Raw genomic sequence first — 26576 nt, 5'->3', positions numbered from 1 at the left:
CAATTTCTTTACAATTTCTTAACTTTGCAATCAAAAAAATGCGATGTCTTTAAACTTATCTCAAATTGATAGCGTAAAAACTATTACCAAACAAGATTTTATAAAAAATTATTTTAAGCCACAAAAACCTTTAGTGATAGAAAATTTTATAGAAGATTGGCCAGCTTATAAAAAATGGAATTTAGAGTACATGAAAGAAGTTGCAGGAGACAAAACTGTGCCTTTATACGATGATAGACCTGTAGACTATAAAGATGGTTTTAATGAGCCACATGCCACGATGAAAATGAGTGAATATGTAGATTTGCTAAAAACACAACCTACAAAATTTAGAATTTTTCTTTGGAATATTTTAAAAGAAGTACCCATTTTACAAAAAGATTTTAGCTATCCAGATTTTGGCTTGCGTTTAATGAAAGGTTTGCCAATGCTATTTTTTGGTGGTACAGATTCGTACACATTTATGCATTATGATATAGATTTGGCAAATATTTTTCATTTTCATTTTGAAGGTAAAAAAAAAGTAATTCTTTTTGATCAAAAACAAAACAAGTATTTATATAAGATACCTCATTCTTTAATAACCAGAGAAGATATTGATTTTTCCAATCCTGATTTTAAAAAATGGCCTGCTTTAAAAAAAGCGAAAGGGTACATTACAAATCTTGAGCATGGACAAGTTTTATACATGCCAGAAGGATATTGGCATTACATGAAATACATCACTCCAGGTTTTTCTATGAGCTTAAGGGCCATAGCACGCAAACGTAAAAACTTAGGAAAAGCCATTTATAATGTTTTTGTAATGCGAACCATAGACAGTGTAATGCGCAAAATAAAAGGACAAAATTGGATAGATTGGAAAAACAATCAAGCCATTGTAAAAACAAATAAATTTAATAATATTAAAAACACATAATTTTGTGTTTCTATTGTTGATTTTAATTCGAAGTTTTTTAAGCGTTAAAAAATAGTATTTTATGGAAGCCCTTAAAAAAAGATCTAAATCTGTTCTGATTACAGGATCAAAAGAAAGAGATATGCTAGATTGATAACATTATCTAAAAAGTTATGTTTATCATATATGTAACCAAGTATATGCTTCTATTTCCTTTATGAATCAACTAATGAAAATTGAAAAAAGCCTCACAAAATTAATATTGTGAGGCTTTTTTAATTTAGTGTTTAAATACCTTACTTAAACAGTCTAAAAATATCATTACCATTTGCAAATAGTAGTAGTATTATCAACAAAACAAAACCAACAACTTGTGCATACTCTAAAAATTTATCTCCAGGTTTTTTACCTGTAATCATTTCCCAAAGGGTAAAAACTACATGACCACCATCTAAAGCAGGTATTGGCAATAAATTCATAAAGCCTAACATAATAGATAAAAATGCTGTAATTTCCCAGAAAGATTGTGCGCTCCATTCTGCAGGAAAAATACTCCCAATAGAAATAAAACCACCCAAACCTTTGTACGCTCCTGTACTTGGATTAAAAATCTTTTTTAATTGTTTTACGTAATCTGTTAAAGTTTTCCAAGATTTTTTTAAACCAGCAGGTATAGCTTCAGAAAAAGAATACTCTACATCTGCTAATTGGTAGTAGCCTAATTTTTCTAAATCTTTAAACGAAAGTTGACCTAAGCCAACACCAAGTTTAGCATCTTCTGTAACCTTTAAAGGAATTTCTTTTGTAGTAGTTCCTCTTTTAACAGTTACTGTAATGTCTTTATTTTTATATTTTTCTAACTCAGTTTGTGCCTCATCAAAATATTTAATAGATGTACCATTTATAGCAATAATTATATCTTTTGTTTTTAAATCTGCCTTTGTGTTTGGCGAATCATCTGAAATACCAGCAACAACAAAAGGATACCTTGGATATAAAAAAGGCCCAGCATCTTTACCTCTATCCATTAATTGAGAAATAAAATCTTCTGGAATTTCTTTATCAATAACTTGTCCGTTTCTTTCTATCTGATAGTTCTCTCCGTTAATAAACTCTAAAGATAAACCCCTAAATTTCTTAATCTTTTCGCCATCAACAGTTAAAACTTTATCACCTGTTTGTAAGCCCAAGTTTTCTGCCAATTCATTTTCTACCCAAACACCATCAACTACATTTTCGTTAGGTAAATATTTTTCTCCATAAGCCCACATTAGCATAATGTAGATAAAAATACCTAGTACAAAATTCACAAAAACACCACCCAACATTATAATTAAACGTTGCCACGCAGGTTTAGAGCGAAACTCCCAAGGTTGTGCAGGTTGTTTCATTTGCTCAGTATCCATACTTTCATCTATCATTCCAGATATTTTTACATATCCACCCAAAGGAATCCAGCCAATACCATAAACGGTTTCTCCAATTTTTTTCTTAAAAAGAGAAAACTTATAATCGAAGAATAAGTAGAATTTTTCTACCTTGGTTTTAAACAATTTTGCAGGGATAAAGTGCCCCATTTCGTGCAAAACAATTAATAAAGATAAACTTAATATAAATTGCGATGCTTTTATTAATATTTCCATTCAGCGTTAAATCATAATTAAAAAACGTACAAATGTACGGTTTTAAAGAGAGTTGTAAAAGAACTATTAAAGTTTGCTTTTTTATTTTAACAAAGATTTTACACACAATATTGATTTGGCTACTTCTTTAGCGTTTTTTTATGTTGTATTTTTGCAGGATAAACGCTTATTATGGAGATTAAATTCTTTAAAAAATCAATTCCTACGCTTATTTTTTTGGTAGTCTTTTCGGCAATTGCCATTCCTGTTTTTTATCATTTATTAAAGGTTGATAAAAAGCTAAAAGTATACAGTCCTGCAGATGTAAATCCGCGTTTGGTAGATTTTTCTATGAAACACATTACAAAAGACCACACCATTGCAGATTTTAAGTTAACCAATCAAAATGGAGACATTATTACCAACAATAATTATAAAGATAAAATTTATGTAGCCGATTTCTTTTTTACACGTTGCCAAACCATTTGCATTGACATGGCTTACAACATGAGTCAGTTGCAAGATTATTATAAAGACGATCATGATATTATGTTTCTTTCTCACTCAGTTACACCCGTTATAGACAGTGTTTCTGTATTAAAAGAATATGCCAATAGAAAAGGCGTTATTGATGGTAAATGGAATGTTACAACAGGCTCTAAAGCTCATATTTACGAGCTAGCCAGAAAAAGCTATTTTGCCGTTTTAGACGAAGGTGATGGAGGAGAAAACGATTTTATACATACAGAACAATTTGTGCTGGTAGACAAAGACAGACGCATTCGCGGATATTATGATGGCACAGAAAAAACCGATATGGAAAAGTTAAAACAAGACATCGTTTTGTTAAAAGAAGAATATGCTTCCAAATAACTTGTTTAGAATCATTCTAAATGGTTATCTTTGTCATCCCAAATAAAAAATATTGAGCACAATTGCATCTTTACGTATTGGAGAAATGGGATACATCTCTGAAGAATCTTTAGATTTAATTCCTTTAAAACTATTAGAAATGGGCTGTTTACCGGGTGCAGAAGTACAATTGGTACAAATAGCGCCTTTAAAAGATCTCTTATATATTTGTGTAAATGGCAGTCATTTAGCCATTAGAAAAGAAACTGCAGTACAAATACAAATCTTAAAAGCAAACCTATAAATGTCTAAAAACAATATAAAAGTTGCTTTAATTGGAAACCCAAATACGGGTAAAACATCTTTGTTTAACCAACTTACTGGTTTAAACCAAAAAGTAGGTAATTATCCTGGTGTTACTGTAGATAAAAAAGAAGGAAAAAGCAAGCTGTCTGCAACCCAAAACGCAATTATAACAGATTTACCGGGTACTTATAGCATTAATCCAACGTCTTTAGACGAAAGTATTGTTTTAAAAACCTTACTTAAAAAAGACATTAAAGAATCTCCAGATGTAATTTTAGTGGTTGCAGATGTAGAAAATTTAAAAAGAAATTTACTACTTTTTTCACAAATAAAAGATTTAGAAATCCCTACTGTTTTGGCTATTAACATGGTAGATCAAATGCATAAAAAAGGTATTTCTATAGATCTAACAGCCTTAAAAGAAGAGCTAAATACAGAAGTTGTTTTAATAAGTGCCAGAAAAAACCAAGGCATAGATAAAGTAAAAGAAGCGATTATTAAATGTCATGTTGCTGCAAAAGCAACACCAATGTGCGATAATAACAAAATAGATCCAGAATATTTTGAAAAATTAAAAGCCATCAACCCAAATTTTTCTTTGTATGAATTATGGTTAATGGTTACTCAGAAAAATTTTCCAGAGGGCATTACAAAAGTTCAAAAAGAACAGTTACTTTCTTTTAATAAAGATGTATCTAAACTTAAGAAATACCAGCACAAAGAAACTATTTATAGGTATCAAGAAATTAATAAAATTTTAAAGAAAACCTACCTTGTAAATAAAAACGCAGCTACAGATGTAAGAAGTAGGTTAGATAAAATTTTTACGCATAAAATATTTGGCTACTTTATTTTTCTACTCGTTTTATTATTAATCTTTCAATCAATTTTTGATTGGTCTTCAGTTCCAATGGATTTTATAGATGGTGCTTTTGCGAACTTATCTGACTTTGCAAAAAGCAATTTGCCAGCAGGTGTTTTTACAGATTTAATTGTAGAGGGTATTATACCGGGTATTGGTGGTGTGCTTATTTTTATTCCACAAATTGCAATTTTATTTATGTTTATTGCCATTTTAGAAGAAACTGGTTATATGAGTCGTGTTGTATTTTTAATGGATAAAATTATGCGACGTTTTGGTATGAATGGTAAAAGTATCATTCCCTTAATATCAGGTACAGCTTGTGCAATACCAGCAATTATGGCAACAAGAACTATTTCTAGTTGGAAAGAAAGGTTAATTACCATTTTAGTAGTTCCTTTTACCACATGTTCTGCAAGATTGCCAGTGTATGCCATTTTAATAGCGTTAATTATACCCAATAAAAAGATATTAGGTTTTTATAACTTACAAGCATTTACACTATTAATGTTATATGCTTTAGGCTTTTTATCTGCAATTTTAGCAGCTTACATATTGCAGAAAACATTAAAAATAAAAAGTAGTTCTTTCTTTGTGGTAGAAATGCCCAATTATAAAATTCCATCTTTTAAAAATGTATTTTTAGAAGTGATAGAAAAAACAAAAGCTTTTGTTTTTGAAGCAGGTAAAATAATTTTAGCCTTGTCTATCATACTATGGTTTTTAGCTTCTAACGGACCAGAATCTTTTAAAAATGCAGAAAAAAATACGATTGAAAATATAGAAAATAAACAATTGAATAAGGCTGATTTACAACAAAAAATAGCCTCTGCAAAATTAGAGAATTCTTATATTGGTATTATGGGTAAAACCATAGAACCAGCCATAAAACCTTTAGGTTACGATTGGAAAATAGGAATTGCATTAATTACCTCTTTTGCAGCCAGAGAGGTTTTTGTTGGTACACTAGCCACCATTTATAGTGTAGCATCAGATGATGAAGATACATCTACCATAAAACAAAAAATGCGTTCTGAAATTAACCCAGAAACAGGTAAAAAACGTTTTAATTTTCCTGTGGGGATGTCTTTATTGGTTTTTTATGCCTTTGCAATGCAATGTATGGCAACATTAGCTATTGTAAAACGTGAAACTAAAACTTGGAAATGGCCACTAATACAGCTGTTTGGTATGGCTTTATTGGCATACATTTCCTCTTTAATAACTTATCAAATATTAAGCTAATGCAACAGGTATTTGTTTACATATTGGTTTTTTTAGCCATCTTTTTTCTAGTGAAAAAATTCGCACCTTCATCAAAGAAAAAAAGTAGTTGTAATTCTGATTGTGCTTGTCACTAAAAGTTAACACAAAATTAGTAGCATCTTTTTGTAATGATTCATATTTTTGATACACTAAGAAAATACGTACTTAAAACATATTTAAAAATGAAAAAAATAATATTATTTGTTGCAGTAATTGCAACCACATTGTGTAATGTAGATCTTGTAGCACAATCTTTTAAGTCATTAGATGTTAGCCCTATGGATGCTGCTTTTTTTCCAAATAGTTGGAGAGAGTCAAACAAAATTGTAAAGGTGGTTTATAGTCGCCCACAATTAAAAGGTAGAGATTTAGCTATGTTAGCGCCAGTAGATAAAGTTTGGAGAACTGGAGCAAACGAAGCAACAGAAATTACTTTTTTTGAAGATGTAATTTTTGGAGGTAAAAATCTAAGAGCAGGTTCATATTCTTTATTTACAATTCCTTCTGCAGAAGGAAATTGGACTGTAATTATAAACAAAGCAAGAAATGTATGGGGATCTTACACTTATAAAGAAGAACAAGATGTTGTAAGGGTTGCTGGTAAAGTTTCTGAATCTGAAAAAAATATAGAAGCTTTTTCTATGATGTTTGATAAGAACATGACCTTACATATGGGTTGGGGTAAAATTATTGTTTCTGTGCCTATTAAAAAAACATCAGAAACAGAAAAATACTAATATCACTTTTCTGTCTTTAACTATCAAAGTAAACAAACATAAAAAAAGGTGAACAAATTTTTTATTTATTTGGCAGTATTTAGCGCTGTAACTTTAACAAGCTGTAGTAGCGCAAACGAAGATGTATCTTTAGAACTCTCTATACAAGAAAAAGTAACTATTTTAGAAAATGGTAAATGGCTTTTAAAAGGTTTTGAAGTTTCAGTTATGCATACTTTTAAAAATGGTGAGCAATTTACCTTTTATGGTACAGACAATGTGTTTTCTGATACTCCAATACCAGGTACCCAAGAGTATACAATTTCTGGAGATTTGCTAGTAGTAGATTATAATTTTGGCAATATAGCCAACTATGAATTAAAGCTATCTTGTAATAATAATATTATAGATTTTTATAAAGATGGCGAGTTAAATAGAACATTATACAAAAAAGATTCTAATTACAAAGAGTGTTTGTAAAAGCACATAAATATTAAATTACAACAGGCTTTCAATTCATTTTGAAAGCCTGTTGTAATTTAAAAGAAATCTGTTTTTTGCTTACAAAGAATAAACGTAAATTTGCCCTTTAAATTAAGAGGTAACAGATGCAATACAATCATCAAGAAATAGAAAAAAAGTGGCAAAATTTTTGGGCAAAAAACCAAACGTTTAAAGCTTTAAATAAAAGTAATAAACCTAAATATTATGTGTTAGATATGTTTCCTTATCCAAGTGGAGCAGGTTTACATGTTGGGCATCCTTTAGGTTACATTGCTAGCGATATTTATGCGCGTTACAAACGTCATAAAGGTTTTAATGTGTTGCATCCACAAGGCTATGATTCTTTTGGTTTACCAGCAGAACAATATGCCATACAAACAGGCCAACATCCTGCAAAAACAACCGAAGAAAATATAAAAACCTACAGAAAACAATTAGATAAAATAGGTTTTTCTTTTGATTGGAGCAGAGAAGTTCGTACTTCAAATCCTGCTTATTATAAATGGACTCAGTCGATTTTTATTCAACTATTTAATTCTTGGTACAATAAAGATACAGACAAAGCAGAAGACATTTCAACCTTAGTTTCAATTTTTGAAAAAGAAGGAAACATAAATATAAATGCAGTTTGCGATGAAGATATTATTTCTTTTTCTTCTAAAGATTGGGCTGATTTTTCATCAACAAAAAAACAAGAAATTTTATTACAATATCGTTTAACATTTTTGTCAGATACAGAAGTAAACTGGTGTCCTGCATTAGGAACTGTTTTGGCAAATGACGAAATTGTAAACGGAGTTTCAGAACGTGGAGGACATCCTGTTATTAGAAAAAAAATGACACAGTGGTCTATGCGAATTTCTGCCTACGCACAACGTTTGTTAGATGGTTTACAAACTATAGATTGGCCACAACCGTTAAAAGATTCTCAAACCAATTGGATTGGTCGTTCTCAAGGGGCCATGGTTTCTTTCCAGGTGGATGAACCAACAACCAACAACCAAGAACCAAAAATTATAGAAGTATTCACAACACGTCCAGACACCATTTACGGAGTAAGTTTTATGACTTTAGCGCCAGAACACGAATTGGTATCAAAAATTACAACTGAAGCACAAAAAGCAGAAGTTGAAGCATATGTAGAAGCAACAGCAAAACGTTCTGAACGCGATAGAATGGCAGATGTGAAAACCATTTCTGGTGCATTTACCGGTGCGTATGCAATACACCCTTTTTCTGGCGAAAAAGTACAAATTTGGATTGGAGATTATGTGTTAGCAGGTTATGGTACAGGAGCAGTGATGGCAGTTCCTTGTGGAGACCAGCGTGATTATGATTTTGCCAAACATTTTAACATTCCAATTCCTAATATTTTTGAAGGAGTTGATATTTCTGAGGCTGCACATGCAGATAAAGAAGGCACTGTAATTGCAAATTCTGATTTCTTATCAGGATTAAAGTACAAGAAAGCCCTAAAATTAGCCATCTACGAACTAGAAAAACGTGGTTTAGGTTACGGTAAAATAAATTACAGATTGCGTGATGCTGTTTTTAGCAGACAACGTTATTGGGGAGAGCCATTTCCTGTGTATTACAAAGATGGAATGCCTCAAATGATTGATGCAAAACACTTACCAATTGTATTGCCAGAAGTAGAAAAATATTTACCAACCGAAGATGGAAAACCACCTTTAGGAAATGCAGAAGTTTGGGCTTGGAATACAGCTACAGATACAGTTGTTTCTAATGATTTAATAGATAATCAAACGGTGTTTCCATTAGAATTAAACACAATGCCTGGTTGGGCAGGAAGCTCTTGGTATTTTAACAGATATATGGATGCAGATAATACCAACCAATTTGCAAGCAAAGAAGCTTTAGATTATTGGCAAAATGTAGATTTATACATTGGTGGTTCAGAACACGCAACAGGACATTTATTATACGCACGCTTTTGGCAAAAGTTTTTGTTTGATAAAAATATGGTTCCTGTAGATGAGTTTGCAAAAAAACTAATTAACCAAGGAATGATTTTGGGAACAAGTGCTCTTGTCTACAAAACTTCAGTATTTGTAAAAAATGGTTGCGCCATAGATAAGTCTAATGAGGATGTTATTGAACACATACCAACACTTTTTGTTTCTAAAAATTTATTTAATTCTGATGATGAATTTGAAACAGTAGTTAAAAATTATTTATTAGATAAAAAGCTTTTAGACCCTAATTTTGCAGATTTGGTGATGATAACCAAAACACCCATTCATGCAGATGTTTCTCTAGTAAATGCCTCAGATGAATTAGATGTAGAGGCTTTTAAAAATCACCCTTTAAATGCAGATTATAAAAATGCTACATTTATTTTAGAAGATGGTGTTTATAAAGTGGGTAGAGAGGTAGAAAAAATGTCTAAATCTAAATACAATGTGGTAAATCCAGATGCTATTTGCGAAGAATATGGAGCAGATAGTTTGCGTTTGTTCGAAATGTTTTTAGGGCCTTTAGAACAAGCAAAACCTTGGAAAACTTCTGGTATTTCTGGTGTGCATTCTTTCTTAAAAAAACTGTGGAAACTTTATTTTAAAGAAGAAGAGTTTGCAGTTTCTAATGATGAACCAACCAAAGAAGAACTTAAAACCTTACATAAAACCATCAAAAAAGTAGAAGAAGATATAGAAAATTTCTCTTTTAATACCTCTGTTTCTACCTTTATGATTGCTGTAAACGAGTTGTCTGCTTTAAAATGTAACAAACGTACCATTTTAGAACCTCTTGCGGTTTTGGTTTCTCCTTATGCGCCTCATATTGCAGAAGAATTATGGAGCCAATTAGGGCACAAAGAAAGCATTGCAACTGTTACTTTTCCAAAGTTTGAAGAAAAATACTTGGTAGAAAGCACCAAAGTATATCCTATTTCATTTAATGGAAAAATGCGTTTTACTCTAGAATTATCCTTAGAATTATCTAAAGATGATATAGAAAAAACAGTTATGGAGCATGAAAAAACACAAGCACAATTACAAGGTAGAATACCTAAAAAAGTAATTATTGTACCTGGTAAAATTGTAAACATAGTAGGTTAAATACTTGCTGTTTTTAAGAAAGTATTCAAGTATTTTTATAACCCATTTGGTAGTGTTTATTATTTCTCTTATATATTGATAAAGAAAAAATACAATCAATGTTTTTGAAATTTTAGGCATGTTAGTAGCAATTATTTCAACTGGTGCTTTTTTACTTCAAGTGTATAAAACTTGGAAAACAAAAAATACCAAAGGACTGTCTTTAACAATGTATGTTTCTTTTTTTATTGGAGTTTCATTATGGTTCGTATATGGTTTTTACTTAAATAGTTTACCAATGATTTTAGCAAATATTGTAACCACAATATCAACTTTAATCTTAATTGGGCTCAAACTCAAATATAAATAAAGAATAAATCTTAAATAAAAATCAAAAGCCATTATACAATTTGTAATGGCTTTTTTATTTGGTATCTTGTGGTTTTAAAATCACATTAATTTGATAAGGTTTAAAAATATTTCTCTTAGAATTAGAATCTTTTTATCAATGATTCTTTTAGTGCTGTTAGCATCTGTTTTAATATTGGTAGTCACTGTATATCAATATGATGAGCAAACAAAAGATTATAACATACAACGTTTTGAGCGTAAAGAAGCTATTGCTAAAAAAATTATAGAATTAGAGCTTACTAACAAAACCTCATATCCTGTAAATACAGAAAATTTAGCGAAGATTTTTCAAGATAGAATTTACGAAATTTCATCTATTAACAAGCTAAATATTACCATTTATAACTTAGAAGGGAGACTTTTAAAAACCTCTGCAAGTAATGCTTTTGAGAAAATAGACAAAACACCTTTAACACCCAACACTGTTGAAGAATTAGCGCAAAACTCTAGCCACAGAATATTAAAAAATAGAGAAATAGATGACACCAGTTATCAAACATCTTACACATACATTCACGACCCAAAATTTAAAAGAATTGGTATTTTAGAATTACAATTTACTCAAGACAATTCAGAGATAGAACACGAGTTAGAAGAGTTTATTTATAGGTTAAGTTTGGTGTATTTGTTAATGTTTATCATTGCTATTTCATTTGCTTATTTTTTATCTAGTTACATTACACGTTCTATAAAAACTATTTCAGACAAAATGCAGCAAACTCGCTTAAATGAGCGTAATGAAAAAATTATTTTAAATAAAGCAAGTTCAGAAATAGAAGTTTTGGTAGCTGCCTACAATAATATGATAGATCAGTTAGAGGAAAGTGCTGTAAAATTGGCCAGAAGTGAGCGTGAGCAAGCTTGGAGAGAAATGGCAAAACAAGTAGCGCACGAAATTAAAAATCCGCTAACACCTATGCGTTTATCTGTGCAAAGTTTCGAGAGAAAATTTGATCCTTTAGATGAAAATATTAGAGAAAAATTAGCAGAATATAGCCAAACCTTAATACAGCAAATAGATGTAATGAGCTCTATTGCCTCTGCTTTTTCTGATTTTGCAAAAATGCCTACACAAAACAAAGAAGAAATAGAAGTAATTAGCGTTTTAAAATTTGCTTTAGATATTTTTAACCAAAAGTCGATTATTTATCAACCTAAAGAAAAAGAACTTTTTGCTTATTTAGATAAAACACAATTAATAAGAATTGTAACTAATTTGGTAAAAAATGCATTACAAGCTACAGAAAAAGAAGAAAATCCAAAAATAGATGTAATAGTTATATCCGAAAATAATAATTTAAAAATTGTAGTTTCAGATAATGGCAAAGGCATACCAAAAGAGGTTAAAGATTTAATTTTTGAACCTAAATTTACCACCAAAACAAGTGGAATGGGATTAGGTTTAGGTATGATTAGAAATATAATTGAAGCTTATAAAGGGAGCATTTCGTTTACATCTAAAGAAGGAGAAGGAACTGCTTTTACAGTAATTTTACCCAAAAAATAACATAGAATTTTCTAATAACATTTTAAATACATAAAAATGAAGTTTAAAAACATTTTAGTAGATATACAAGATACAATTGCCAAAATAACAATTAACAGACCTAAAAAGTTAAACGCTCTTAATAAAGATACAATTCAAGAGTTACACATTGCTTTTAAAGAAATACAATCTTATACAGATATAAAAACGGTTATTTTAATAGGTAGTGGAGAAAAAGCATTTGTAGCGGGAGCAGACATTTCTGAATTTGCACATTTTTCTGGAAAAGAGGGGGCAAATTTAGCTAGAGAAGGTCAAGAAAAATTATTCGATTTTATAGAGAATTTATCTACACCTGTAATTGCAGCTGTAAATGGTTTTGCGTTAGGTGGTGGTTTAGAGTTGGCAATGGCTTGTCATTTTAGAATTGCCTCAGACAATGCAAAAATGGGATTGCCAGAAGTGTCTTTAGGAGTCATACCAGGTTATGGTGGTACACAACGTTTACCTCAATTAGTAGGCAAAGGTAAAGCTATGGAAATGATTCTTACCGCTGGCATGATTTCTGCAGATGAAGCTAAAGATGCTGGTTTGGTAAATTATGTAACCACTTTAGAAGGTTTATTGCCTTTGGCAGAAAAATTAGCAGGTAAAATTGCAAGAAATTCCTCAGTAGCAATTTCTGAAGCTATTGAAGCTGTAAATGCAAATTATAAAGAGGGTGTTAATGGTTACCATGTAGAAATAGAAAACTTTGGTAATTGTTTTGAAACCGAAGACTTTAAAGAAGGTACAACTGCCTTTTTAGAAAAAAGAAAACCTAATTTTTCTGGAGAATAGCTATTAATGAAACAAATAAAAAGCGAGCCAGAGGGCTCGCTTTTAACATCAAAACATAGCAGTATTTTGATGCAACAATTAACTATATGATTAAAAATTAAAATTTTGTACGTAATTTCTGTCGTTGGTATTAATTACAACAGTATAATTACCTCTTTCTTCTTTAGATAATTTGTAAACCCTATTTAAAACTTTGCTATTATCCTTAACAGTTTCAGAGTAAATTACTTCACCATTAAAATAAAGAGCTACTTTTAAAGGTTCTTTATTAAAATCTATTTTAGATATTAAAACCTTATTTTTTTCTGTTCTAATAACAGGTTTAAAAACCCTTTTTTCTCCATTAAAAGATACTTTGCCTTCTAAAACAGAAAAGTTTTTAATTACAATTTCAAAGTCTTTCTCTAGCTCTGCAGTATAATCTCCTTTTAATAAATTAGACAAATTAAATATTTTAGAGTAATTATCAGAATTTTCTATTTCCTGACTAAATATAATTACATCATAACTATCTCTTATTGTTAATTTGTTTCCTTTTTTAACTGCGTTAAATTCAACTTTAACTTTTTTCCCCTTTACTACGTAAGTAGTATTCTTTTTGTCATTTGCGTAGTTTATTAATGTTCCCAACATCATAACTACTACTAAGCATTTTTTTAAATTTTTCATTTTTTTCATTTAATGATTATTAACACTACAAAAGTATGGCAGATGTTAGATAATGAAAACATCATAATTGGCGAATATATATGCTAAATTATCACATTAAACAATGTTAATTCTATGTTAAGTTAAAATAGCATATATTTTTGATAAAATTATATATTTTATGTGGTTTTAGATTCGTAATTTTGCATCTATATAATAAGTATAATATGAAGACTAAACCTACACTAGAAAAAATTACCCCTAGTTTTGGTAGTTCTATGTTGGTAAAAAAACATGAACAATTTTTAAAAAGAACAAATGCCTTTTGGCACTTTCATCCAGAAATAGAAATTGTTTATGTTAATAAAGGAAAAGGAAAAAGACATATTGGAAATCACATAAGTTACTTTAATAATAGTCAGCTAGTATTAATAGGTTCTAATTTACCGCATTTAGGGTTTGTAGATCGTTTAACAACCAATGGTTCTGAAACGTTAATACAGTTTAAACCAGATTTTTTAGGGAAAGAATTTTTTAAAATACCAGAGATGACTGCTATAGATCAGCTTTTTGAACGTGCAAAAAAAGGAATTCGTTTTAATATAGAAATTAAAAAAAGAATTGGTGCAAAAATTGAAAAGTTGATAGATTTAGAAGGTGCCAATAGAATAATATCTTTTTTAGAAATTTTAAAAGAGTTAGCAAACACAGACGATTACACCATTTTAAATGCAGACGGTTTTGCTTTTGAAACCATACCACAAGATAACGAAAAAATAGATCTTGTTTTTAAACACATTAATGAGAACTTTAAGAGGCATATATCATTAGAAGAAGTAGCTGACTTAGTAAGCATGACTGTACCTGCTTTTTGTAGGTTTTTTAAAAAAACAACCAACAAAACATTTACAAAATTAGTTAACGAGTATAGAGTTGTACACGCTACTAAACTATTATCTGAAAGCCAAACTAGTATTACAGATATTTGTTACGAGTGTGGTTTTAATAATTTTTCTCACTTTAACAAACTGTTTAAAGAATTTACTGGTAAGCCTGCTTCTAAGTACAGAAGAGAAATGTCTAATTTTATACAATAATAAATTTAAAATGAATACAAAAATAGACAAAGCATTAGAATACTATAATTTTAAAAGTAAAGAGATTTTAAATTATATAAATAACAACAACAATTTAACTATAGATGATATTTTAGAAAAAAGTAATGAATTATCTATTTTGGAATATAAAATTACAGCTTTAGAGGTTGCAAAAGAAAATTAGTTAAACATAAAAAGGGCTTTACATTAATTTTTTAAGCCTTTTTTATTCCCTATAATTATTATTTAAAGACAGTTATAGGTTTTATTATTTAATACCATTCCACTCATTATAAAATTGTTCTAAATATTTTTCCATAAATAAATGTCTATCTGTAGCAATTTGTTTGCCAGTTTCAGTATTCATTTTATCTTTTAACAACAAAAGTTTTTCATAAAAATGATTGATAGTTGGTGCTGTAGAATTTTTATATTCCTCTTTTGTCATCGTAAGATTAGGTATAATTTCTGGGTTATACAATGGCCTATTTTTAAAGCCTCCATAATTAAAACAACGTGCAATACCAATTGCACCAATGGCATCTAACCTGTCTGCATCTTGTACAACTTCAAACTCTTTTGTTTTAAAATTTTGTAAGTTTTTATCAAAAGAATTTTTAAAAGACATGTGTTTAATAATGTTTATTACATGTATGCTAATTTTTTTAGGTACATTTTCGTCAATTAAAAATTGTGTAGCTTTTTTAGGACCAATTTTTTCATCTCCATTATTAAATTTTGGGTCTGCAATATCATGTAAAAGTGCTGCCAAAGAAACCACAAAAACATCTACTTTTCAGCTTTAGCAATTAGAATAGTATTTTTAAATACGCGTTCTATATGAAACCAATCATGCCCACCTTCTGCATTTTGAAGCTCTTTTTTTACAAAAGAAATACAGTTTGTAATCACTTTTTCTTTATTCACTTTTTAGAATATTTTTTTAAAGCTCTTTTTTACTATGAGCAGATAAAGACTTTTTTTAAATTTTATAAAAATAAAAAATCCACTCTTAAAAGAATGGATTTTATAATTTATTTACATTGTTTTTTAACAATATTCATCGTAAGCTTGCGCTAAATTTTGTGCAATCATTTGTGCAGAACGTCCTTCTATATGATGTCTTTCTAACATATGCACTAAATTACCATCTTTAAACAAGGCAATTGCTGGAGAACTTGGTGGAAAAGGAATCATAAATTCACGTGCTTTTTGTGTAGATTCTTTTTCTACACCTGCAAAAACAGTTGTTAAGTTTGTAGGTGTTTTTTCTGCTCCTAAAGATGCAATAGCTCCAGGTCTAGCAGTACCAGCTGCACAACCACAAACCGAGTTTACCATTACTAAAGTTGTTCCTTCTTTTGCCAATGCTTTTTCAACATCTTCGCTTGTATATAATGCTTCAAAACCTGCGTTAATTAACTCATCACGCATTGGTTTTACTAATTCTTCTGGATACATAATTATTTATTTTAAAATGCAAAGATACACATTTGTTTTGCAAAACTCAACCCATTTTAAAGAGGTAGTTCTAATAGAAATATCAATAAAACTGATACTTTTTTATCACTTATAAGTAAATCGTACTTACAAAGTTTATGACTATAAACCCGGTTTCTTTGAAACTTTGTAAATTTGTCACTTGTTAAAAAATAAAAATGGGAAATTTTACAAGGTGGTTAGGCGCCGGTTTAGGGTTTACTTTAGGAGGTCCAATAGGTGCAGCCATTGGTTTTGCAATAGGTAGTTTTGTAGATGGGTTTTCAGAAAAAGACCTACTTTTAGAGCAAGACAATTATCAACAACAAACAAGCACCAGAAAACAAGTAAACACACAATCTGGCGATTTTGAAATGAGTTTATTGGTCTTGGCATCAATAGTTATAAAATCTGATGGAAATATAGATAAACGCGAATTAGATTTTGTACGAACACAGTTTTTAAGCATGTATGGTAAAGAAAGAGCCAACAATGCATTTAAATTATTTAAAGGGATTGTAAAAAAACAAATTTCTGCAAGACAAGTATGTATTCAAATCAGAGAACACACGTCTCATGCATCTCGTTTGCAACTTTTGCATTTCTTGTTTGGTATTGCAAAAGCAGACCAATTTGTAAGCGAAGTAGAAGTAGAAGAAATAAGAAAAATTGCAGGTTATTTATACATCAATCAGCGCGATTTTGAATCTATAAAAGCCATGTTTTATGATGCTTCTGGCAATGCTTACAAAATTCTAGAAATTACAAAATCTGTCTCTAACAACGAGGTAAAATCAGCCTACAGAAAAATGGTAAAAAAATACCATCCAGATAAACTACAAGATTTAGGAGAAGAACATTTAAAAGGCGCTAAAGAAAAATTTCAAAGCATACAAGATGCTTATGAACAAATAAAGCAAGAAAGAGATCTTTAGGTTAAAGAGTTTGTAAAGATTTAATTTTTCTTACAATATTTTACTTCTTTAATAAGAATTTATTTAAGAGCCATTGTAAAGCCTCTTTTTTTTAGGTTCATAAGTAGCTATTTTCAATAAATTGATTAATTTCGCAATCTGATTAGAAAAGAGAAAAGATGAGCGCGAAATTTACTGAATATAAAGGACTTGACTTACCAAAAGTAGCAGAAGAAATACGAAACTACTGGGAAGAAAATAACATTTTCGAAAAAAGTGTTAGCACAAGAGAAGGCAAAGAACCTTATGTTTTTTTTGAAGGACCACCTTCTGCAAATGGTTTACCAGGTGTACACCATGTTTTAGCACGTGCAATAAAAGATATTTTTCCTAGATACAAAACCATGAAAGGATACCAAGTAAAGCGAAAAGCTGGTTGGGATACCCATGGTTTACCAATAGAACTAGGTGTAGAAAAAGAACTAGGCATTACCAAAGAAGATATTGGTAAAAAAATCTCTGTAGAAGATTACAATGCAGCTTGTAGAAAAGCAGTAATGCGTTACACAGATATTTGGAACGATTTAACCCAAAAAATGGGGTATTGGGTAGATATGGATGATCCATACATTACTTATGAACCCAAATATATGGAATCTGTTTGGTGGTTATTAAAACAGATCTATACAAAAAACTTAATATATAAAGGCTATACAATTCAGCCATATTCACCAAAAGCAGGTACAGGGTTAAGCTCTCATGAATTAAATCAACCTGGTACCTACCAAGATGTAACAGATACAACAGTAGTTGCACAGTTTAAAGCAATTCATAAGAGTTTGCCAGATTTTTTAAAAAATGAAGAAACTATATATTTCCTTGCTTGGACAACCACACCTTGGACTTTGCCAAGTAACACAGCCTTAACTGTTGGTCCAAAAATAGAATATGTTTTAGTAGATACGTTTAATCAATATACATTTGAACCTACAAAAGTAGTATTGGCTAAAAATTTAGTAAGTAAACAATTTGGAGGTAAAAATAATGTTCAAGTTGATAATGCTGAAGCATTAAAAGAATACACTGCAGGTGATAAAAAAATACCTTTTTACCTAGTAAAAGAATTTGTGGGTAAAGATTTAGTAGGGATACAATACGAACAAATATTAGACTATGTTTTACCAAACGACAATCCAGAAAATGCCTTTAGAGTAATTGCTGGCGATTTTGTAACTACAGAAGATGGTACAGGTATTGTACACACAGCACCAACTTTTGGTGCAGACGATGCGTTGGTTTGTAAACAAGCAACACCAGAAATACCACCTTTATTGGTAAAAGATGAAAATGATAATTTGGTGCCTTTAGTAGATTTACAAGGTAAATTTAGACCAGAAATGGGCGAGTTTGCTGGTAAATACGTAAAGAATGAATACTATGCAGAAGGTGAAGCACCAGAAAAATCGGTAGATGTAGAATTAGCCATCAAACTAAAAACCGAAAACAAAGCTTTTAAAGTAGAAAAATACAAGCATAGTTATCCAAATTGTTGGAGAACAGACAAACCTATTTTATACTATCCATTAGATTCGTGGTTTATTAAAGTAACAGATGTAAAAGATAGAATGCACAGCTTAAACAAAACCATAAACTGGAAACCAGAATCTACAGGAACTGGTCGTTTTGGTAACTGGTTAGCAAATGCAAACGACTGGAATTTATCACGTTCTCGTTATTGGGGTATTCCATTACCGATTTGGCGAACAGAAGATGGTAAAGAGGAAATCTGTATTGGTTCTATAAAAGAACTAAAAGAAGAAATGCTACGTGCCGTAAACGCAGGAATAATGAGAGAAGACATTTTTGCAAGCTTTGAGGTTGATAACAACTCAGATGAAAACTATGCAAAAATAGATTTACATAAAAATATTGTTGATGAAATTGTCCTAGTTTCAGCATCAGGAAAACCAATGAAACGCGAGAGCGATTTAATAGATGTTTGGTTCGATTCTGGTTCTATGCCTTATGCACAATGGCATTATCCTTTTGAAAATAAAAATAAAATTGATGGTAACGAATCGTTTCCTGCAGATTTTATTGCAGAAGGAGTAGACCAAACACGTGGTTGGTTTTATACTTTACACGCAATTGCAACAATGGTTTTTGATTCTGTTGCCTATAAAAATGTAGTTTCTAACGGATTGGTTTTAGATAAAAACGGACATAAAATGTCTAAACGTTTGGGCAATGCTGTAGATCCGTTTACAACCTTATCTACCTATGGGGCAGATGCCACAAGATGGTATATGATTTCTAATGCAAACCCTTGGGACAATTTAAAATTCGATTTAGAAGGGATAGAAGAAGTAAAACGTAAGTTTTTTGGAACTTTATACAACACATACTCGTTTTTCTCTCTATATACAAATATTGATGGTTTTGCTTACAAAGAAGCAGACATTGCTTTACATGAAAGACCAGAATTAGACAGATGGATTTTATCTGAACTACATACTTTAATAGAAAAAGTAGATACATTTTACGCAGATTACGAACCAACAAGAGCTGCAAGAGCTATATCAGACTTTACACAAGAGTATTTAAGTAACTGGTATGTACGTTTAAGTAGAAGACGTTTTTGGAAAGGAACGTATGAAACAGACAAAATATCTGCCTATCAAACCTTGTATACTTGTATGCTAACCATTGCAAAATTAGCATCGCCAATTGCGCCATTTTTTACAGATAGATTGTATCAAGATTTAAATGGGGTAACACAAAAAGAAACCTCAGAAAGTATTCATTTAGCAGATTTTCCTGTTTTTGATAAAAACTTTGTAGATAAAAGTTTAGAGCGTAAAATGGAAAATGCACAAATAATTTCTTCATTGGTATTATCATTAAGAGCCAAAGAAAAAATAAAAGTTCGTCAGCCACTGCAAAAAATAATGATTCCTGTTGATAACATTCAACAAAAAGAAGAAATACTAGCAGTTGCCAACTTAATTAAGCACGAGGTTAATATTAAACAAATCCAGTTAATGGAAGATGCTTCAGACATCTTAATAAAGCAAATAAAACCAAATTTTAAAGCCTTAGGTCCTAAATTTGGAAAAGATATGCGTTTTATTGCAGCAGAGGTACAAAAGTTTACACAAGAAGATATTAACAAAATAGAGAAAGATAAAAACATTTCTATAATAGTTAACAGAAAAAATATTACTTTAGAGTTGTCAGATGTAGAAATATCATCTAAAGATATAGAAGGTTGGTTAGTTGCAAATGAAGGCGCATTAACAGTGGCTTTAGACGTTACCATTACAGAAGAATTGCGTAAAGAAGGTATTGCTAGAGAATTGATTAATAGAATTCAGAATGCAAGAAAAGATACAGGTTTAGAAGTTACAGATAAAATTAAATTATTGGTTGTAAAAGACTCCAATTTAGAAAACGCGATAACTGCAAACAAAAACTATATCATGAGCGAAACACTTACCAATAATTTGGCATTTGTAGACACGCTAGAAAATGGAACAGATATTGAGTTTGACAATATAAAAAGTAAAATATTAATAGAAAAAATCTAAGACTATGTCAGGAGAAGCTAAATTAAAATATTCAGACGAAGATTTACAAGAATTTAAAGCAATTATAGATAAAAAAATTGCAAGAGCGCAAGAAGATTTGGCTTTGCTAGAAGCTTCTTACAAAAATGATGCTAATAATGGTACAGATGATACATCACCAACTTTTAAATCTTTTGATGAAGGTTCTGATGTTATGAACAAAGAAGCGAATGTACAATTAGCAATAAGACAAGAAAAGTTTATCAGAGACTTAAAAAACGCACTTTTACGTATAGAAAATAAAACCTATGGTATTTGCAGAGTTACTGGTAAATTAATTCAAAAAGAACGTTTAAAACTTGTACCACACGCAACTTTAAGTATAGAGGCTAAACGTAAGCAATAAATAATCAAATACTATACAAAGCTTCTTTTTTTAAGAAGCTTTTTTTATGAAAAATTTATTTACAATCATATTACTCTGTTTTTTTTCTGTGGGTTTTTCTCAAAAAAAAGTCCTAAAAAAATTTGAAACAGAAGCCTCAGAAATAACTATTTATACCACTGGTTTAGACAATATAGTTTTAAAAAACTCTAACACCAATTTTGTAGAGGTATATCTGTATGCCCAAAATTACGATGAACAAGTAATTAAAATAGACAACAAAGAACAACTTGTAAATATAAAGTTCGATTTTGAAGGTGCAGAAACAAGAGAAGTAATTTTTAGAAAGTTTATCACCAAAAGATTGCAAAGGGCTACAGCTATTATAAAAATACCTAGCAATAAAAAAACAATTATTTTTGGAGAAAATGTAGATATAGAGTCTAAAAGCTATAAAAATAACTTAGCCATTTATATAGAAAATGGTATTGTAAAATTAGGAACCGTAAGGGAGAAAACGCTCTTAAAATTATACTCTGGTAATGTATATGCAAAAACACAAAAAAATAGCTTAGACCTTGTTTCTAAAAACGGAAAAATTAAAATTGATAATACTTCTTATAACAGTAAGCATAAAAATAGAGCGTTAGGTGCAGAGGCTAAACTCACAATTATTTCTCAAAAAGCAAATATTTATCTAACTACACAATAATATTGTTATTTTTGTGTCCATAAAAAATTACAAAATGTCAAAAAAGACACTTGCCATATTTACGGTATTAATTGCTATAATTTTAGATCAAGTAATTAAAATTTACGTAAAAACTAATTTTTCTTTAAACGAAAGTGTAACGGTTTTTAGTTGGTTTCAAATTCATTTTACAGAAAATAACGGAATGGCAATGGGTATTGAGTTTGGTGGTAAAGCAGGAAAACTTTTTTTAACGTTATTTAGAATTGTTGCAGTTGCAGGTATTGTTTATTGGCTAGTAGGTACTATTAAAAGAAAGGTACCTAGTGCAGTTGTAGTAGGAATTGCTTTAATTTTAGCAGGTGCCGTAGGTAATATTATAGATTCTGTTTTTTACGGTGTTATTTTTGACGATTCTTACCACAAAGTAGCAACCCTTTTTGCAGACCAACCTTATGGAACGCTGTTTCATGGTAAGGTAGTAGACATGTTTTATTTTCCTATTTGGCAAGGTATCTTACCAGAATGGATTCCTTTTAAGGGTGGAGAACAATATACTTTTTTTCAATATATTTTTAACCCAGCAGACGCCTATATAACTATCGGTGTAGCCTTGCTTTTTATTTTTAGCAAACAAGCTTTTCCAAAGGAAGAAAAAAAAGAAATTGCATAAACTTTTTAGGACCATTAAAGAAGTTTTTAAAGATTCACTTTCTAAAAAAATAAATATCTATAAGATATCAGAAACTGAGATAAAAATTTATCCAGATGTAAAATATTTTGATGTGCACTAAATCAGTTTAATAAGCTTTCTAATTTTTTTTAATTCGCTACTATTTTCGCTTTTGAGGTTGTAAATAATTCTAATTCCAATTTTTTAACAGATTTTGAATTGCAATTAGATTAATTTATCAATCAAAAATAAGTACTTTTGGGTATGACACCATCTTTAGAAATCCAAATACAAACCTTACCCAATACACCTGGTGTTTACCAATATTTTGATAAAAATGATGTAATTATTTATGTTGGAAAAGCTAAAAATTTAAAAAAACGTGTTTCGTCTTATTTTACTAAAAAACACGATAGTGGCAAAACCAGAGTTTTAGTAAAAAACATAGCCAATATAAAACACATTGTAGTTAACACAGAAACAGATGCGCTTTTATTAGAAAATAATTTGATAAAAAAGTACAAGCCACGTTACAATGTGTTGTTAAAAGATGATAAAACATACCCTTGGTTGTGTATAAAAAACGAACGTTTTCCAAGAGTTTTTTTAACTCGTAGGGTTATTAAAGATGGCTCTGAATATTTTGGGCCTTATACTTCTGTAAGAACTGTAAGAACTTTATTAGACTTAATTAAAGAACTCTATCCGTTAAGAACTTGTAAGTACGATTTAAGTGCGCAAAAAATTAACGAAGGCAAATATAAAATTTGTTTAGAGCATCATTTAGGCAATTGTAATGGTCCTTGTGAAGGATTAGAAACAGAGGCACATTACAATAACTCTATCAAAGAAATAAAAAACATTATTAAAGGTAATTTTAAAGAAAGTTTAGACCGTTTTAAAAAAATGATGTTTGCGTTTTCTGAAAATATGGAGTTTGAAAAAGCACAGAAAATTAAAGAAAAATTAGACAGACTAAACAATTATCAAGCAAAAAGTACCATTGTAAATCCGTCTATAAATAATGTAGATGTGTTTTCTATTATTTCTGATGAAACCCATGGTTATGCCAACTTTTTAAAAATTTCTAATGGAAGCATCATTCAGTCTCATACTACAGAAATTAAGAAAAAATTAGACGAAACCGATCAAGAATTATTAGCCTTATTTATTGTTGAAATTAGACAACGATTCAACTCACAATCGCCAGAAATTTATGTACCTTTTAAAGTAAATTTGGGTGATGATGTAAAAGTAACCATCCCAAAATTGGGCGATAAAAAACGAATTGTAGAACTATCTGAAAGAAATGCAAAATATTACAGACAAGAACAATTTAAACAAATAAAAATTGTAGATCCAGACAGACATGTAAAACGCATTATGGCACAGATGAAAAAAGATTTGCGTTTGTCTGAAGAGCCAAGGCATATAGAGTGTTTTGATAACTCGAACATACAAGGTACCAACCCAGTAGCTGCTTGTGTGGTTTTTAAAGATGCCAAACCCAGTAAAAAAGATTACAGACATTTTAACATAAAAACTGTAGTGGGACCAGATGATTTTGGTTCTATGGAAGAGGTAGTGTACAGGCGTTACAAACGTTTATTGGCAGAAGATCAACCTTTGCCACAATTAATTATTGTAGATGGTGGTAAAGGCCAATTATCATCTGGTTTAAAAGCCCTAGAGAGATTGGGTTTACGTGGTAAAATCGCCATTATTGGTATTGCGAAAAGATTAGAAGAAATTTATTACCCTGGAGACCCTGTTCCTTTGTATTTAGATAAAAAATCTGAAACTTTAAAAATAACCCAATATTTACGAAACGAAGCCCATAGATTTGGTATTACTTTTCATAGAAATAAACGCAGTAAATCTGCCATTCAAAGTGAGTTAGAACAAATACCAGATATTGGCAAACAGACGATTACAACTTTATTGCGTAAATTTAAATCGGCAAAAAGAGTAAAAGAAGCCAGTCTAAAAGACTTAAAAGAAGCAATTGGGCATTCTAGAGCTGTAAAAGTGTATCAGTTTTATCATCCCGACAAAAAATAAACTGCTATGAAAAAATTAATATTATTACTGCTAACCATACCCATAGTTCTTTTTTCTCAACAAAAACAACCAAAAGTAGGTTTGGTGTTAAGTGGTGGTGGTGCAAAAGGTTTTGCGCATATTGGTGTTTTAAAAGAAATAGACAAAGCGGGTATACATTTAGATTATATAGGAGGCACAAGTATGGGTGCTGTTATTGGTGGTTTATATGCTGCGGGTTATTCTGCAAAGCAAATAGAAGAAATTATTTTAAAAACAGATTTTTTAAAAGTTCTAAGAGATGTACTTCCTAGAAAAGCCGCAACTTTTTTTGAAAAAGAATTTGGCGAAAATACTTTTGTTACCTTACCTGTAAATAAAGGTAAAATTGGTTTGCCTAGAGGTGTTTCTAAAGGACAAAATGTGTTAAATTTATTATTAGAATTATTCGATCCTTTAGATGGAAATCAAGATTTTACAAAGTTACCTACGCCATTTTTTTGTATTGCTACAGATGTAGAAGATGGTTCTTCCGTTATTTTAGAAAAGGGTGCTTTACCTATGGCTTTAAGAGCAAGTGCTTCTTTTCCATCACTCTTAAACCCTGTGGAATATAAAGGTAAATTGTTGGTAGATGGTGGCGTTGCCAATAACTTTCCTGTAAGTATTATGAAAGACAAAGGCATAGACATCGTTATTGGTGTAGATGTAGAAGGGAGGTTGTTTGAAAAAGATAAAATTAACTCTGTTGTGGCACTCTTGAACCAAATTATGAGTTATCAAATGTATCAAAATACAGACCAAGAAATAAAAAAACTAGATGTTTATATTCACCCAGATATTTACAAATATTCTGTAGTAGATTTTGATAAAAAAAATGAAATTTTAGAAAAAGGAATTCTAGAAGCTAAAAAATACTCAAAAGTTTTTGAAGAAATTGCTGCAAAACAAACCGTAAAAATAGAAAGAGAACCTATAGAGTTTAACACCCAAAAAATGCTTATTTCTTCTATTGGCATAGAAGGGATAGAAAATTATACAAGAGCTTATGTGCTTGGTAAATTAAATATTATAGAAGGAGACAGCCTTTCTAGACAAGACTTAACAAAAAAAATATATTTACTTTCTGCAACCCGAAATTATAACAAAATAGAGTACAACCTTATAAAAAAAACAGATGGTAGCTATTTGCTAAACTTTAAATTGAATGAGTCTGACGAAACTGCCAACATAAAATTAGGCCTGCATTACGATTATTTGTACAAGTCTAGTTTATTGGCAAATTATAATCATAAAGGGTTGCTGGGTAAAAACGATTTGTTTTCTCTAAATTTAATTTTAGGTGATAATTTACGTTACGATTTAAACTATTTTGTAGATAATGGATTTTACTTTAGTTATGGCTTTAGGTCTAGGTATAATCACTTTAGATCTCAAGTACCATTTGAAGAGGCTTCATCACCAGATATTAACAGTATTAGTTTACGATATTCTGATTTAACAAATCAATTTTTTGTACAAACTACCTTTAACAGAAAATTTGCTGTAGGATTAAAAACCGAATTAAAAAGAATAAAAGCAGCAACAGATAATATTACAGATTTAGACGATAAAAATATATCAGACAATAGTAATTATTTTAACGTTTCAGGTTATTTAAAACTAGATACCTATGATAAAAGCTATTTTGTAACCAAAGGATTTTATGCAGACTTAGCGTTTAAATATTATTTATGGTCTTCAGATTTTAATAACGATTTCGAAATGTATCCGCAGGCAAAAGGTACCCTTGGTTTTGCAACTTCTTTTACAGACAATTTAACCTTACATACTACAAATGAAGCTGGTTTTTCTTTCAAACAAGTAGCTTCTTCTACTTTCGATTTTTTTCTAGGAGGAAACAATCAAAATTACATTAATAATTTTGTGTCTCTTTATGGTTATGAGTTTGCAGAATTGTCTGGTGCTTCTTTTCTAAAATCAGAATTTAATTTAAGATACCAGTTTTACCCAAAACATTATTTTTCTGTGATAGCCAATTATGCAAGGTTAGAAGACAATGTTTTTAAAGATATAGACTTGTTTAAAAACGTTAAATCTGGCTATGCAATTGGTTACAGTTACAATTCTTTTATTGGGCCTATAGAACTTAAATATGCATGGACACCAGACATTAATAAAAGCGTACTTTTATTTAATTTAGGATTTTGGTTCTAATAAAAAAACCAGTAAAATAATTTACTGGCTTTTATAAAGATATA

22 protein-coding genes and 1 pseudogene are annotated in these 26576 nt (G+C 30.2%); 19 read left to right on the top strand and 4 right to left on the bottom strand.

Annotated elements, in window-relative coordinates; translation table 11 throughout:
* Nucleotides 1-43 precede the first annotated feature (43 nt).
* A complete protein-coding gene (locus AC2D6T_RS07425; protein ID WP_484681043.1) occupies nt 44-919 on the top strand; it encodes a cupin-like domain-containing protein in 876 nt (291 codons plus the stop codon).
* A 275-nt stretch (nt 920-1194) separates the two neighbouring features.
* Here the strand turns inward: AC2D6T_RS07425 and rseP are convergent, their stop codons facing one another.
* Nucleotides 1195-2541, bottom strand: a complete 1347-nt coding sequence (rseP, locus tag AC2D6T_RS07420) for an RIP metalloprotease RseP (protein WP_484681042.1) — start codon at nt 2539-2541, stop codon at nt 1195-1197.
* A gap of 171 nt (nt 2542-2712) precedes the next feature.
* On the opposite strand from rseP, the gene AC2D6T_RS07415 reads away from it, so the two are divergent.
* The 9 genes from AC2D6T_RS07415 to AC2D6T_RS07375 all read left to right on the top strand — a co-directional run bounded on the left by AC2D6T_RS07415 (nt 2713) and on the right by AC2D6T_RS07375 (nt 12822).
* The gene (locus AC2D6T_RS07415) at nt 2713-3393 is read left to right on the top strand and encodes an SCO family protein (RefSeq protein WP_484681041.1); all 681 of its coding nucleotides are present in this window, start codon (nt 2713-2715) and stop codon (nt 3391-3393) included.
* A 52-nt stretch (nt 3394-3445) separates the two neighbouring features.
* Nucleotides 3446-3676, top strand: a complete 231-nt coding sequence (locus AC2D6T_RS07410) for a FeoA family protein (RefSeq protein WP_298949452.1) — start codon at nt 3446-3448, stop codon at nt 3674-3676.
* Nucleotides 3677-5785, top strand: a complete 2109-nt coding sequence (gene feoB / locus AC2D6T_RS07405; RefSeq protein ID WP_347186267.1) for a ferrous iron transport protein B — start codon at nt 3677-3679, stop codon at nt 5783-5785.
* Between the two features lie 203 nt (nt 5786-5988).
* Nucleotides 5989-6543 carry a DUF2911 domain-containing protein gene (locus AC2D6T_RS07400; protein ID WP_484681040.1) on the top strand — a complete coding sequence of 185 codons (555 nt, stop codon included), beginning with the start codon at nt 5989-5991 and terminating at the stop codon, nt 6541-6543.
* Nucleotides 6544-6591: 48 nt separating this feature from the next.
* Nucleotides 6592-7002: a hypothetical protein gene (locus tag AC2D6T_RS07395; RefSeq protein ID WP_484681039.1), complete on the top strand. Its 411-nt coding sequence runs from the start codon at nt 6592-6594 to the stop codon at nt 7000-7002.
* Between the two features lie 128 nt (nt 7003-7130).
* Complete coding sequence (locus AC2D6T_RS07390) at nt 7131-10106, top strand: leucine--tRNA ligase (protein ID WP_484681038.1); 2976 nt, start codon at nt 7131-7133, stop codon at nt 10104-10106.
* A gap of 94 nt (nt 10107-10200) precedes the next feature.
* On the top strand, nt 10201-10455 hold the full coding sequence (locus tag AC2D6T_RS07385) for a SemiSWEET family sugar transporter (RefSeq protein WP_438988934.1): 255 nt from the start codon (nt 10201-10203) through the stop codon (nt 10453-10455).
* A gap of 138 nt (nt 10456-10593) precedes the next feature.
* Complete coding sequence (locus AC2D6T_RS07380) at nt 10594-12003, top strand: sensor histidine kinase (RefSeq protein ID WP_438988935.1); 1410 nt, start codon at nt 10594-10596, stop codon at nt 12001-12003.
* A 36-nt stretch (nt 12004-12039) separates the two neighbouring features.
* Nucleotides 12040-12822, top strand: coding sequence for an enoyl-CoA hydratase/isomerase family protein (locus AC2D6T_RS07375; RefSeq protein WP_298949462.1), 783 nt, complete (start codon nt 12040-12042; stop codon nt 12820-12822).
* Between the two features lie 90 nt (nt 12823-12912).
* Here AC2D6T_RS07375 and AC2D6T_RS07370 read toward each other — a convergent pair whose 3' ends face one another.
* Nucleotides 12913-13491 (bottom strand): hypothetical protein, encoded by a 579-nt coding sequence (locus tag AC2D6T_RS07370; protein ID WP_484681037.1) that lies wholly within the window; start codon nt 13489-13491, stop codon nt 12913-12915.
* Between the two features lie 206 nt (nt 13492-13697).
* On the opposite strand from AC2D6T_RS07370, the gene AC2D6T_RS07365 reads away from it, so the two are divergent.
* Both AC2D6T_RS07365 and AC2D6T_RS07360 read left to right on the top strand, forming a co-directional pair.
* A complete protein-coding gene (locus AC2D6T_RS07365; RefSeq protein ID WP_484681036.1) occupies nt 13698-14567 on the top strand; it encodes an AraC family transcriptional regulator in 870 nt (289 codons plus the stop codon).
* Nucleotides 14568-14577: 10 nt separating this feature from the next.
* Nucleotides 14578-14751 carry a hypothetical protein gene (locus tag AC2D6T_RS07360; protein WP_484681035.1) on the top strand — a complete coding sequence of 58 codons (174 nt, stop codon included), beginning with the start codon at nt 14578-14580 and terminating at the stop codon, nt 14749-14751.
* Between the two features lie 84 nt (nt 14752-14835).
* On the opposite strand, the pseudogene AC2D6T_RS07355 reads toward AC2D6T_RS07360, so the two are convergent.
* Together AC2D6T_RS07355 and AC2D6T_RS07350 are read right to left on the bottom strand one after the other, a co-directional pair.
* Nucleotides 14836-15494 (bottom strand): annotated as a pseudogene (locus AC2D6T_RS07355) (HD domain-containing protein).
* Between the two features lie 123 nt (nt 15495-15617).
* Nucleotides 15618-16028, bottom strand: coding sequence for a BrxA/BrxB family bacilliredoxin (locus AC2D6T_RS07350; RefSeq protein WP_298949472.1), 411 nt, complete (start codon nt 16026-16028; stop codon nt 15618-15620).
* Nucleotides 16029-16225: 197 nt separating this feature from the next.
* Between AC2D6T_RS07350 and AC2D6T_RS07345 the strand changes: the two genes are divergently transcribed.
* From AC2D6T_RS07345 to AC2D6T_RS07315, 7 genes are all read left to right on the top strand, one after another.
* Nucleotides 16226-16981 (top strand): TerB family tellurite resistance protein, encoded by a 756-nt coding sequence (locus AC2D6T_RS07345; protein ID WP_298949474.1) that lies wholly within the window; start codon nt 16226-16228, stop codon nt 16979-16981.
* 158 nt (nt 16982-17139) lie between these two features.
* Entirely contained in the window at nt 17140-20547 is a 3408-nt protein-coding gene (gene ileS, locus AC2D6T_RS07340) for an isoleucine--tRNA ligase (protein ID WP_484681034.1), read from the top strand.
* Between the two features lie 4 nt (nt 20548-20551).
* Complete coding sequence (locus AC2D6T_RS07335; RefSeq protein ID WP_347186275.1) at nt 20552-20932, top strand: TraR/DksA family transcriptional regulator; 381 nt, start codon at nt 20552-20554, stop codon at nt 20930-20932.
* Between the two features lie 46 nt (nt 20933-20978).
* Nucleotides 20979-21623 carry a hypothetical protein gene (locus AC2D6T_RS07330; protein ID WP_438988753.1) on the top strand — a complete coding sequence of 215 codons (645 nt, stop codon included), beginning with the start codon at nt 20979-20981 and terminating at the stop codon, nt 21621-21623.
* Nucleotides 21624-21657: 34 nt separating this feature from the next.
* Complete coding sequence (locus AC2D6T_RS07325; RefSeq protein ID WP_347187156.1) at nt 21658-22275, top strand: lipoprotein signal peptidase; 618 nt, start codon at nt 21658-21660, stop codon at nt 22273-22275.
* A gap of 264 nt (nt 22276-22539) precedes the next feature.
* A complete protein-coding gene (gene uvrC / locus AC2D6T_RS07320; RefSeq protein WP_484681033.1) occupies nt 22540-24336 on the top strand; it encodes an excinuclease ABC subunit UvrC in 1797 nt (598 codons plus the stop codon).
* A gap of 6 nt (nt 24337-24342) precedes the next feature.
* Nucleotides 24343-26532, top strand: coding sequence for a patatin-like phospholipase family protein (locus AC2D6T_RS07315; RefSeq protein WP_484681032.1), 2190 nt, complete (start codon nt 24343-24345; stop codon nt 26530-26532).
* Nucleotides 26533-26576 lie beyond the last annotated feature (44 nt).

The organism is Polaribacter sp. YIW18, from assembly GCF_057219325.1.
The sequence above is the reverse complement of the archived record's forward strand: the minus strand, read 5'-3'. Positions and strand labels throughout refer to the sequence as shown.